Below are 10,885 nucleotides of genomic sequence, written 5' to 3' on the forward strand. Positions count from 1 at the left end.
ATACAACAACTGAAAAAACAACTTGGACTTGTGGGTTTACTAGTGGCCTGCTTCGGATGCTTTTCCGGATCCGCGCAACAAGATCCCCAGTATACCCAGTATATGTACAACACCATGAGTGTGAATCCGGCCTATGCCGGTTCCCAAGGTTACCTTACAGCTTTGTTGTTGCACCGTTCCCAATGGGTGGGCATCAACGGGGCACCGAATACCCAGGTCTTGGCGGTGGACACTCCTTTGGAAAATAAATTGGGTGTGGGGGGGATATTGGCACATGATGCCTTGGGGCCCTCTTCGGAAATTTTTGTGGATGGAAATGTGTCCTACACCATACAACTGGATAGTACCAATCGAAAATTGTCCTTTGGACTAAAAGCGGGTGGGCGACTTTTTGATGTGGATTTCTCCAAAGGATTGACAGAAAATCCAGATATGGCCTTTCAAAACAATATCAAAAGTAAATTTTTTCCAACCATTGGGGCAGGATTGTATTACCAGACCAAGGACAGCTATTTGGGCTTTGCCGTGCCCAACTTCTTTTCGCAAAAACATTATGATGGGGAAGAACAGGAAATCGCAGCGGAACGGCTCCATTACTATTTTATAGGGGGAAGGATGTTCGATGTGACCCCCGAAATAGTGCTTCGGCCATCCTTTTTTATAAAATGGGTCCCGGGGGCACCGATCATTTTGGATGTTTCGGCCAATGCCATCATAAGGGAAACCTTCACCTTTGGTGCCGCCTACAGGTGGGATGATTCCTTTTCCGTATTGTTGGGCCTCCAAATCAATTCCAATTTGAATGCAGGCTATGCTTACGACCTAACGTCCTCCAATTTAGGGGCTTATACCGGAGGAAGCCATGAGCTGTTTCTCAGATATCAATTCAAAGAGATGAAAAAAGAGGTAATATCAGAATGAGATTGCCCTAGACCATATACCAAACCTAGAACCTAACCTCATGCAGCATGCCTTCAATATACGTTGAAGGCTTTTTTATTGAAAAAAAATTCAAAGAGATGCAACCCTTTCATTTTTGATTTGTCATTGGGATAGAATGAAATAGAACTATTTTTAGCGTCATTGAATAATCGTCCAGGATTTTTGGAAGCAAACGTACGTTTTACGCACCAAGCTTTGGTGGAGCAGAGCAAACAAGGAAACCCCAACGCGCAATACCAGTTGTATGGATTGTACGTGGATGCCATGTTCAACGTGGCCATGCGCTTACTCACCATTCGGGAGGATGCCGAGGATGTTTTGCAGGAAAGTTTTGTGGAGGCGTTTAAAAAATTGGACACGTTTCGGTTTGAGAGCACTTTCGGGGCATGGCTCAAACGAATTGTGATCAATAGGAGCATCAACCACTTAAAGGCAAAACGATTACTGTTCGCGTCCATGGAAAATGAAGGAGAGGCCGCAGAGGAAGATGAAAAATTGGAGGTGGATGAGTTTGAAATGGAAAGGATAAAAACCGGTCTGGCCCAATTGCCAGAGGGGTACCGACAAATCATCACCTTGTATCTGATCGAAGGGTATGACCATGTTGAGATTGGGGAAATCCTTGGAATAACCACCTCCACTTCCAAATCGCAATACCACCGCGCTAAAAAGAAACTAATTCAAATTGTAAAGGAGTTATGATGGACAATTTTGAAAAACGTATTAGGGAGAACAAGGAGGCTTTTGATGTTCACAAGGTGGACAGGGACAAGCTTTGGAAAGGCATAGCCTCGCAATTGGAGGAGAAAACGGAATCCAAGGTCATCCCACTCTGGAAATCGAGAGGGTTTAGGGTGGCGGCATCCATTGTATTGATGGTGGGACTTTCACTGACAGCATTTATGACGATGAATGCCCCAAGCCAAAACATAGAGGGGTATGCCAGCGAGGAACTTTTGGAAATAGACATGCATTATCAGCATCTGGTACATCAACAGGTAGTGTTGATACAGGAAAACCCAAAACTTTCCGCTTTGGACAAAGAAGAGTTTTTATCCTTTATGGATGAACTGGACGAGGAGTACATGCAATTAAAATTGGAAATGCGGGACAATCTGGACAATGAACGGGTACTCGAAGCTATTGTGAACAACTATAAAAAGCGTATTGAACTGATAGAGAATCTGCTGAAACAGATAAACGCTTCAAAAAAAGAAATGGATTATGAGGGATATACACTATAAAACCATGATTACGGCACTATTGGTGTCTTTCTGGACCATTGCCACCCTCGCGCAAAGCGAACACAGCAAGCAATGGAACAAGACCTATGATCTCTCGCCAACGGGCAAGGTGCATATTGAGAACAAATATGGGAATGTGGTTGTCAATGGATGGGGCAAGGACCAGGTTAAGGTGTCCGTTTCCATCCAAGTGAACCATAGGAAGGATGAAAGCGCGGAAAAACTATTGGAGCGGATTCAGCCCAAAGCGATCCAAGCCGGAAATTTTATCCAATTCATATCCGAAATAAAAGATCGTGATGCCAATCTTTTCGCCAAATATTTCAGCAAGGCCAATCCGTTCGATTTTGATAAATCCAACGTGCAGATAGATTATGAAGTATTCCTGCCCATCAATGCGGAACTCAATATCAATAATAAGTTCGGTGACATCATCATAGAGGCATGGGAAGGGGATTTGGAAACCGATCTCCAACATGGGGATATTTGGATCAATAGCGATATATCAACGGCCAAGGCAGATATACGTTTCGGGAAATTCAATGCCCGGAACATGGGGTATGGGAATATTAAGATGGACAATGGTTCCATTGATATTGAACATGCCCAAAAGTTGAAAATCTTGAGTAGTGGAAGTGAGATAACTTTGGACCAAGTGGCAGATTTGGAACTCTATTCCAGCAAGGATGAGGTGGAATTGGTAATGGTGGGCAGTCTTCGGGGGGATTTTAAATTTTCAAATGTGGATATTGCCGATGTAACAAATGGGATGTTCCTCACACTAAGGATTGCGGATGTGGACATCAAAAAAGTGTCCAAACCTGATGCAGACATCAATATTGTACAGGAATCCTCAGAAATCAACATGAACGTTGCGGGCTTGGCCTTTGATTTTGGCGCGACCTTGGAGCAAGGTCTGTTGCGGGTGCCCAAGACCTTTACCGATATCAAGACCAATGTGACCAATGAAGGAAGCAAGATCAGGGATATCACGGCAAGTTATGGTAGCGGGACCAAAGGGAAATTTACCATCAATGGAATCAAAGGAGTAATCGTCCTTACTGATTGATGTAACATAAAAGTTGCGGAAGATGCAACCTTTTAAAAATTTGAATGTCTTTAATACGAAAACCAAAAAACGAAACATGATACGACTGAAACCAATACTTCCCATACTTCTTTTAGGATGTATGGCCATGGGTCAAGCCCAAGAGGAAGTAGACTACATTGAATTTAACGACCGTAAAAATGTGGTGCATGGGGTGTACTTGGGCCTCACCACCTATTATGGGGAGATTAAGGGAAAATCCACGTATTTGGGTGGCCTTAAAGTGGCCTACGTAGCCAACCGACAGTTTGAGGTGGGGTTTGCAGGGGTCTTCTTGTACTCTGAACAGGACAATCCCAGAACCATCAATGAAGATTTGATAGGAGCCTACGGAGGACTTCATTTGGAGCCCATACTTTTTAGCAAGTCGGTGGTGAACCTTTCCTTTCCATTGCTCATTGGGGCTGGGGGCGTAGGGTATCTGGGGAATGACTTTGACGACCGTATTGGCGATGTTGACGAAGATGATATCGATGCCATTTTTGTGGCCGAACCAGGGGTAAGCCTTTTGTTCAATATTTCCAGATATCTGCAATTGGAAGCCGGGGTAAAATATCGTTTTTCTAGCAAGTTGGAATTGGATGCCAGTCCGCTCCGCAACATCAATGGGTTTTCCGGGGGGATAGGACTCAAAGTGGGTGTTTTCAATATGGGACGTAATCGGTACAAAAAACACCTGCGCAATGGCCAGTAAATCAAAAAACAATGGACGATCATTGCATCAGGCAGTAGTGGCCAGACACGTGTTCACACAAAATGGGACCGTGTTCTTGAGAAGCGCCCAAAACCTTGAAATGAACGAGTGGTCCGCCATAAACTTTTATTGGATGCCCGTACTGAAATTGGAACGGGAACTCGGCTCATAACAGCTTTTTCTTAATCTAATCACATCAAAAAATGAATGGTATGAAATCAATTCAAAGGATTGCTATTGCCCTATTTTTGGGCTTTACGGTAACATCTTGTGTCCAAGAAAGTATATGGGTTTCTGAGGAGGTATCCACTAGGGACTATGACTTTACTGGTATAAGGGCACTACAAGTGTCATCGGATTTTAGGGCCTACGTTACTTTTTCTGATACAGAGGAGAAGGTTTCCATCAAGGCCAATGATAATCTGTTCAGAAGAATCGATGCCTATATGGAAGGGAGTAAACTGGTGGTTAAACTGGAGAACAATGTTCGGGTTAGGGGGAAGGAGACCATGGAACTCTATGTGACCACAAAGAACATTTCCAAGTTCAAGGCTTCGGCAGATGCGGCCATCTTTATGGAAAGTCCCATAAATACCAATACGGTTTCCATTGAGCTGAGTTCCGATGCTTACTTTGAAGGGGACATCACGGCAGATGACTTGGAACTCCACATGGCTTCGGACAGTGAGGCCGAAATGTATCTGGATGTACAGGATGCGTATTTGGACCTTTCGTCCAGCTCCAGACTGCAAGGGGAATCCAAGATAAAAGACGCCAAGATCAGACTTGCCTCGGATGCAGAAGTGGATATGGTTGGGACCATTGAAAGCCTGGATGCCATCATGTCATCGGACAGTGAGTTGAAGGATTATGGACTTGAAGTGCAGGATTTGCGAATAGATCTTACGTCGGACAGTGATGCCTTTTTAACGGTTACCGGCACCATTGATGTTACGGCCAACTCGGATAGTAGATTGTATTACAAGGGCGATGCGGAGATTATCCGGCAAGTGTTGTCCAGTGATGGGAAAGTCATCAAGAAATAGCCTTATCTTTATATCCTTGGTCCCATGGAAGGGATTTGTGAGGATTGAAAAGATAATTGATGGAACAGAACGAGCTATACCCCATTTTTTTAAAGGCCTCCCACTTGAATATACTCATTGTGGGAGGGGGCAATGTGGGTTTGGAAAAATTGACTTTTTTATTGAAGTCCAGCCCCAATGCCAACGTACAGATGGTAGCTCCGGAATTTTTGCCCGAAACCTTGGAATTGGCCAATAGGCATAAGGCTGCGATTACAACGGCAGTCTATGATCAAAGCTTTTTGGAAGGTAAGCATATGGTGGTGGCCTGTACGGACAAGATGGAGGTGAACGAGCAAGTGTACCATGATTGCAGGAAGCGCAGTATTTTGGTGAATGTGGCCGATAATCCACCCTATTGTGATTTTTATATGGGAGGGATCGTTACCAAGGGAAACGTAAAAGTGGCCATCTCCACAAATGGAAAGTCGCCGACAACTGCAAAGCGACTACGTCAATTTTTTGAAGATGTAATTCCGGATAATATAGATGATTTGGTGAAGAACCTCAATGAATACCGTAAGACCTTAAAAGGCAATTTTGAGGAAAAGGTGGAGACCTTGAATGAGTTCACCAAGGGATTGTTGGATGGGGAACCTAAGAAGGAGTAAGCCAAAGAATAGGTTTTTCCTAAAGCCGTTTCATGGCTTCCATGAGCTCATCTTTTTTCCTGGGGGAAATGCTAACGTGCATATCATTGCTCATAATGATATACCCACCATCCGATTTGACATACTTCTTTACTTCATTCAGGTTGATGACATAACTGTTGTGCACCCGCATAAACTGATAATCGCCTAAAAGGTTTTCGTATTCCTTCAAGTGTTTGCTCACCATTAGTGTATTCTCATTTCGTAGAACAAAGGAGGTGTAGGAGCCATCCGCCTTACAAAGTACTATCTCTTCAATGGCAATGAACTCCATGCCTGCCGTGGTGGCCAAGCATATTTTTTCCTGTCTGTGGTTTTCTTTGGACAGACTCTGCATCAGCGTGTCTATTTGCTGTCTGTACACATTGGTGTCCATCCGGTTTCGTGCCTTTTCAACGGCATCCTGAAGTTCACTCAAGTCAATGGGCTTTAATAAATAGTCAAGGGAACTGAACTTAATGGCCTTGATGGCATATTTTTCAAATGCCGTGGTAAAAATGACCTCAAAGTTGGGGTTTTTAATTTGGGTGAGGACATCAAAACCCAATCCTGATTGAAGTTCAATGTCCAGAAACACTACGTCCGGGCTATATACGGATAGAACTTTGACGGCTTCGGACACGGAGTTGGCTGTTGCAATTACTTTGACGTCCTTGCAGAATTCCTCGAGCATTGATTTTAAGGTTTCCCTGCTGTGTTTTTCATCTTCAATGATAATTACTTTTAAGGTCATTTGGCTGGCTGGTTTTGGCGGTTATTTTACCTTGTCACTCTTTTTTATTGTACTTTCTAGACATAAACCGATGTATTTTCTTTCTTTTTATGAAAGAATAATAATATTTCGTATATTCGACATATTAGGAAAGGTCGTGCTTTAACGTATTTTTGATAAAATAGGAGTTGAACATGTTTCCCAAAATGTTTTGAATTCATTGTGAATGTTTAAGTTATGAATTATTTTTTTGATTCGTAACTGGTGCATGTATCCTTTTGCACAAAAAATGTATTTCTCTTCTTTTTGATTATTGATTCAAAGGATTTTCCTTACAGTTATGCTATTCATGTCCTTTTTGGATTCAAGTGTTATGCGTAATAAAATGGAAATGTCAACGGATGGATTTGGAATGTTGTGAGGGAAATAAACCATACCCGTATTTATCTGGTTCTGCTATAAGAGGGGGGGAGTTCAGAGAAGAAATAGGGTTTCCTGTATTCATGAGGTTGTTTTTTGCACTTGTAATGATTTAAATTAATATAAAACTCACCATGTTCGTTCTTCCATATTGCTGTTGCGCAGCATAACCCCATACTTGCTAGCATTTTTAAAAAGAATTACTAATGGTGAGTTCATTAATGTTTGATTGGATTAAAGCGGTTGGGCCGCACTATCTTCATCGCCAGAACTGAAGAATAGAGCTTTGATGTCTACGTACGGCCCAGTATATTTTGCTGTTAGTCTTGTTTTAGATTTTGGAGTAAAACTAATTACCTTCCCTATATTTTTTTGCCTTGATTTGACGTAAGCATGATTTGGGTTCATGGATGCCATGTTTGAATTAACGGAAGTCATAAAAAAAGGTTCAAAAGCTGAAATTGATATTTTGAAATGGGATTTCCACAAAACAGGAAATCCCATTTTCGGACATTATAAATGAACACTAAAAGTTTTGCTGGACTCTAGCACAATCTTAAATAATGTTTATCCGGTTGAAATGAGCTTTTGTTCGTTGGAGGATAACGGAGAGCCTTTGGTCCTATAACCGGGTCTTTTGGGTGATGGGGCCACAAAGTGTCCTTTAAAGTCGATAGCCGCTATATTGCTGAGATACCCAAGGATATCTTCATAGCTGTTCCAATTTATACCAGCTCTTTTTAAGTTTCTATGGATGAGAGATTTTTCAGATTTTATGGACCAATTCCCATAGATTTTCTTGTCATTGGATTTAATGATCAGGATTTTCAGTTTGCTAAGGTGCCATGCAGGTACATAGAAATTGGTGACACCATCATTGAGCGATTTAAAGGTTACATAGACCTTGCCAACATTTTTATATACATTGGCCGTATAGCCCATTTCGGTATTGTTGAGCGGGAGCTTAAGACAGGCCTCTTTGGATTCCAGATAGAATAGGATGGGATTATTGTTCAGAACCTCTTCCGTGATCTGTGGGACATCCAAGGTGAATGACCAACCAGGCAATTGCTTTGTTATATCAATGGACAGTAATTCTACGGTGTTTGAATGCCCTTTTTCATTTTCTTTATACATTACGTTGGGTGCAAAGGGTCTGTTAAAAAGATACAACGGGTATCCAATGATGATGGCGGCACAGACCAAGGTCCAAATTATAGTGAACAGTTGCATAAGGGTTTGTCTTTTGGTTAAAACTTGGGAACTTTTTTAAACTCAAGTCTAAGTAACAAATTCTGTTTGGACCGTATACCCATGAATATACCAATGCCCCTTTTGAATTGACGGATGAACCTCGGCCGACAAAACGCCATTTTAATCGATGAAATACACTTCAATGTGGAAAGTGATACTTCACAATCATGGTCTTCATCATTTCAATGCTCCCCATCATTCATTTCCTCCTCTAGTTGTCCAACTATTTTCATAACATCATAATTGGCAATCTTTCGGGTACTGTAATTTCTTTTGATGTGGTTCACATAGCTATGTATTTCCAAGGCGTAGTAATTTTCCAACTCAAATATGGAATCTTCCTGAAATTCGGTAGTTTCACCTATTTTTCTTTTTCCATATGATCTTGCGTGGTAGACAATTTTATTACTGTTGCCGTCCTCATCTATCCATTCTATGGTCACTTCAATGAAGTCGTCCATGCGTTCCCGGAGTTTATAGCTAGCTTGCTTTGGAATTTTGCCAAGTTCGTATTCAGACTTTACCAAGTCTAGAATCCATTTTTCTAAAAAGTTTTCTTTCATGTTGGTTAACTTTTGTTTAGGTGTTCTGATTTGGGCCTATTTCAGACGTAATAATTGTTTTTTGAGGATGATGGTTCAAATCCCATATTGGGATGGGTTGGTTTTTTCCATGGACCAATGATGATATGGTCTATTGGAAAGCAAATGGTTTGGAGATTGAAACATATTGCAAAGAAGAGGTTGGATAATTGTGCAATATGCTAGGGAAGGTTGAGCAGCTTGAATTATTTCAATCCATATGTAATATATTCTTTAACCAATTCAAGGTTTTTGTTCGGGCCTCGGAGCTTTGGGTATTGTCATCGGTATCAAAACCATGGCCAACTCCGTCATAAATGTTAAGCTCAACAGACTTCCCTTTTTCGGCCAATAGGCCCGCTAAGCATAGAGAACCTTCAGAAAGGGAATCCCCTGTTGGGATTTGAAATAGAATAGGTGCATAGTTTTGGTATATATTTTTTTCCAAGGCCTCGGAGTTACAAGGACTACTGCCCCAGTAATTGTACCCGCCAGACCCTCCATAATAGAATACGCCACCGGCAAACCCTTGCTGGGGTCTTGGCTCAGGGGACATTACCCCGGAAGAAGTATCGTATTCCTTCCCACCAAAGCTTTGTGTCCATTCCCAGCCTGTTGGTGTGGTGTTGGTGTCATATAGTGTAGATATAACGGATGTTCCACCATCTGAAAACCCCAATAAACCTATATCCTCGGAGCGCACTACTGGACTTCCATCCTTGAATTTTATTTTTCTGAGTTGGGACATTGCGGCATTGGCATCCCTTGATCGTATAAATTGGGAACTGATCTTAAAATTATCCGGGGCTGTTTCCCATTTCCCAGTTTTCTCAGTAGCACCCCGCCCCGAAAAACTGTCAACAAAGGCCCCAACCATGCAGTTATTGTCAAACAATTCCTTCCATTCACGGAATTGACTGGTCATGGTCTTGCTTTCAGGATTGTCATCCTTCCACATACCTCCTGAGCCGTGTAGCACAACTACAGCAGGCAATGGTGTGTTGGCATCACAATCTTTAGGAACGGACAGGTATACCGGAACCCTTACATGATGTACTGGGATATAGATAATGGTGTCATGGGTAGATGAATTGATGACAATCTCTCGTATTTCAGAATCAAAATAGGCATCATCATCACTGCAGGATGAAAAGGCTAAAAGACCGCAAAAAATTATGGGGAGGCTAAGTAGTTTGAATGATTTGGGAAATGACTTCATAATTCAATAAAATTAGTTTGTTAATAAGTGCATGTACAGTTTGAAATGCCCTGGAAGAGGTCAATGCCCAAGGTGAGGACGTGGGTGCCAGTGGAGTATCCCAATATTTCGTTCATGACGAGCTGATAGGAATATCCAAAGTAAAAATCCCCTTTTTTCAGTCCCATGATAGGGGCAAAATAAAGAGGCGTTCCAAGTTGGTCGTTCAAAAATCTATAGGTTAGACCAACATAGTAGTAGTCCATAAAATCATACTTTCTTATTTTTAAATTCAAATCGGTTACGGACCTATTGTCATTCTCAAAGTATTGTAGAAATATTGAAGGTTCTATTTCGTAGTCCGACCTTTTGGTTTTTCGATACTTGTACCCAGAATAGAGATAATAATTCCGAAGAGTATTGGGCTCGAAAATGGGATTGAACTTTTTAAAATCTTTATCTAAAATGTTGCCAACATTCAAACTCATATAAAATCCGCCTTTACGATAAAGAAACCCTAGGTCAAAATTGGGATTGCTTGATGACCGGTCATCCACCACTGCTTGATCATTATTGTCCTTAAAGTTCTCAATGTCTATTCTAAACTGGTTCAGATTGAATGACATGGCCATGGAAAAAAAATGATTTTCATATTTGTTTATGGTCAAATGATGGGCAAAGGAAACTTTGCCGCCGCGTTGTTTGGTCTCACCATTGGAATCATTATAGAGTACCATTCCTATCCCGGATCTATTTCCCAATCGAACATCGGCAGATAATGATTGGGTATCTGGTGCATCCCGTACACCTACCCATTGGGTGAGTCCATTCATACGGACTTTTACATAGTTTCCAATCCCTGCATAAGATGACGACATTAAAAATGGATTGTCCGATAGATATTGGGATAATTGGGGGATGGTCAATTCCTGGGCATTGATTACATACAGATTAAACAACAATAGTATCTTGATAATTCCTTTCATCACTAGCTCAT

At 41.6% G+C, this 10,885-nt stretch carries 13 protein-coding genes; 8 read left to right on the forward strand and 5 right to left on the reverse strand.

Features of this window, described 5'->3' with window-relative positions; all coding sequences use genetic code 11:
• Positions 1 to 30 precede the first annotated feature (30 nt).
• The 8 genes from F8C76_RS14405 (at position 31) to F8C76_RS14440 (ending at position 5,684) form a co-directional block, all read left to right on the forward strand.
• Positions 31 to 921, forward strand: a complete 891-nt coding sequence (locus tag F8C76_RS14405; protein ID WP_249042424.1) for a PorP/SprF family type IX secretion system membrane protein — start codon at positions 31 to 33, stop codon at positions 919 to 921.
• Positions 922 to 1,104: 183 nt separating this feature from the next.
• Positions 1,105 to 1,644 carry an RNA polymerase sigma factor gene (locus F8C76_RS14410; protein ID WP_152132390.1) on the forward strand — a complete coding sequence of 180 codons (540 nt, stop codon included), beginning with the start codon at positions 1,105 to 1,107 and terminating at the stop codon, positions 1,642 to 1,644.
• The gene (locus F8C76_RS14415) at positions 1,641 to 2,186 is read left to right on the forward strand and encodes a hypothetical protein (protein WP_152132391.1); all 546 of its coding nucleotides are present in this window, start codon (positions 1,641 to 1,643) and stop codon (positions 2,184 to 2,186) included. Before F8C76_RS14410 ends, F8C76_RS14415 begins: the two co-directional genes overlap by 4 nt.
• Positions 2,167 to 3,255: a hypothetical protein gene (locus tag F8C76_RS14420; RefSeq protein WP_152132392.1), complete on the forward strand. Its 1,089-nt coding sequence runs from the start codon at positions 2,167 to 2,169 to the stop codon at positions 3,253 to 3,255. The genes F8C76_RS14415 and F8C76_RS14420 overlap by 20 nt, the downstream gene beginning before the upstream one ends.
• 76 nt (positions 3,256 to 3,331) lie before the next feature.
• Positions 3,332 to 3,988 carry a hypothetical protein gene (locus F8C76_RS14425; protein WP_129655351.1) on the forward strand — a complete coding sequence of 219 codons (657 nt, stop codon included), beginning with the start codon at positions 3,332 to 3,334 and terminating at the stop codon, positions 3,986 to 3,988.
• The gene (locus F8C76_RS14430) at positions 3,978 to 4,160 is read left to right on the forward strand and encodes a hypothetical protein (protein ID WP_152132393.1); all 183 of its coding nucleotides are present in this window, start codon (positions 3,978 to 3,980) and stop codon (positions 4,158 to 4,160) included. Before F8C76_RS14425 ends, F8C76_RS14430 begins: the two co-directional genes overlap by 11 nt.
• 40 nt (positions 4,161 to 4,200) lie before the next feature.
• Positions 4,201 to 5,034 carry a GIN domain-containing protein gene (locus tag F8C76_RS14435; RefSeq protein WP_170284037.1) on the forward strand — a complete coding sequence of 278 codons (834 nt, stop codon included), beginning with the start codon at positions 4,201 to 4,203 and terminating at the stop codon, positions 5,032 to 5,034.
• A gap of 59 nt (positions 5,035 to 5,093) precedes the next feature.
• Positions 5,094 to 5,684 (forward strand): precorrin-2 dehydrogenase/sirohydrochlorin ferrochelatase family protein, encoded by a 591-nt coding sequence (locus F8C76_RS14440; protein ID WP_152132395.1) that lies wholly within the window; start codon positions 5,094 to 5,096, stop codon positions 5,682 to 5,684.
• 19 nt (positions 5,685 to 5,703) lie between these two features.
• Here F8C76_RS14440 and F8C76_RS14445 read toward each other — a convergent pair whose 3' ends face one another.
• The 5 genes from F8C76_RS14445 to F8C76_RS14465 all read right to left on the reverse strand — a co-directional run bounded on the left by F8C76_RS14445 (position 5,704) and on the right by F8C76_RS14465 (position 10,874).
• A complete protein-coding gene (locus F8C76_RS14445) occupies positions 5,704 to 6,456 on the reverse strand; it encodes a LytR/AlgR family response regulator transcription factor (RefSeq protein ID WP_152132396.1) in 753 nt (250 codons plus the stop codon).
• A gap of 966 nt (positions 6,457 to 7,422) precedes the next feature.
• On the reverse strand, positions 7,423 to 8,088 hold the full coding sequence (locus F8C76_RS14450) for a hypothetical protein (RefSeq protein ID WP_152132397.1): 666 nt from the start codon (positions 8,086 to 8,088) through the stop codon (positions 7,423 to 7,425).
• A 203-nt stretch (positions 8,089 to 8,291) separates the two neighbouring features.
• Positions 8,292 to 8,672 carry a hypothetical protein gene (locus tag F8C76_RS14455; protein ID WP_129655363.1) on the reverse strand — a complete coding sequence of 127 codons (381 nt, stop codon included), beginning with the start codon at positions 8,670 to 8,672 and terminating at the stop codon, positions 8,292 to 8,294.
• Between the two features lie 229 nt (positions 8,673 to 8,901).
• Positions 8,902 to 9,909 (reverse strand): dienelactone hydrolase family protein, encoded by a 1,008-nt coding sequence (locus F8C76_RS14460; RefSeq protein WP_152132398.1) that lies wholly within the window; start codon positions 9,907 to 9,909, stop codon positions 8,902 to 8,904.
• 20 nt (positions 9,910 to 9,929) lie between these two features.
• The gene (locus F8C76_RS14465) at positions 9,930 to 10,874 is read right to left on the reverse strand and encodes a PorP/SprF family type IX secretion system membrane protein (protein WP_129655367.1); all 945 of its coding nucleotides are present in this window, start codon (positions 10,872 to 10,874) and stop codon (positions 9,930 to 9,932) included.
• Positions 10,875 to 10,885: the final 11 nt, after the last annotated feature.

The sequence above is a fragment of the Flagellimonas olearia genome, assembly GCF_009184425.1.
GTDB classification, from domain to species: Bacteria; Bacteroidota; Bacteroidia; order Flavobacteriales; family Flavobacteriaceae; genus Flagellimonas; species Flagellimonas olearia.

Coding starts and splice junctions, on each gene's coding strand:
- F8C76_RS14435 (WP_170284037.1), top strand. CDS start 4,201: ATGAAATCAATTCAAAGGATTGCTATTGCCCTATTTTTGGGCTTTACG.
- F8C76_RS14455 (WP_129655363.1), bottom strand. CDS start 8,672: ATGAAAGAAAACTTTTTAGAAAAATGGATTCTAGACTTGGTAAAGTCT.
- F8C76_RS14440 (WP_152132395.1), top strand. CDS start 5,094: ATGGAACAGAACGAGCTATACCCCATTTTTTTAAAGGCCTCCCACTTG.
- F8C76_RS14415 (WP_152132391.1), top strand. CDS start 1,641: ATGATGGACAATTTTGAAAAACGTATTAGGGAGAACAAGGAGGCTTTT.
- F8C76_RS14460 (WP_152132398.1), bottom strand. CDS start 9,909: ATGAAGTCATTTCCCAAATCATTCAAACTACTTAGCCTCCCCATAATT.
- F8C76_RS14450 (WP_152132397.1), bottom strand. CDS start 8,088: ATGCAACTGTTCACTATAATTTGGACCTTGGTCTGTGCCGCCATCATC.
- F8C76_RS14445 (WP_152132396.1), bottom strand. CDS start 6,456: ATGACCTTAAAAGTAATTATCATTGAAGATGAAAAACACAGCAGGGAA.
- F8C76_RS14465 (WP_129655367.1), bottom strand. CDS start 10,874: ATGAAAGGAATTATCAAGATACTATTGTTGTTTAATCTGTATGTAATC.
- F8C76_RS14425 (WP_129655351.1), top strand. CDS start 3,332: ATGATACGACTGAAACCAATACTTCCCATACTTCTTTTAGGATGTATG.
- F8C76_RS14430 (WP_152132393.1), top strand. CDS start 3,978: ATGGCCAGTAAATCAAAAAACAATGGACGATCATTGCATCAGGCAGTA.
- F8C76_RS14420 (WP_152132392.1), top strand. CDS start 2,167: ATGAGGGATATACACTATAAAACCATGATTACGGCACTATTGGTGTCT.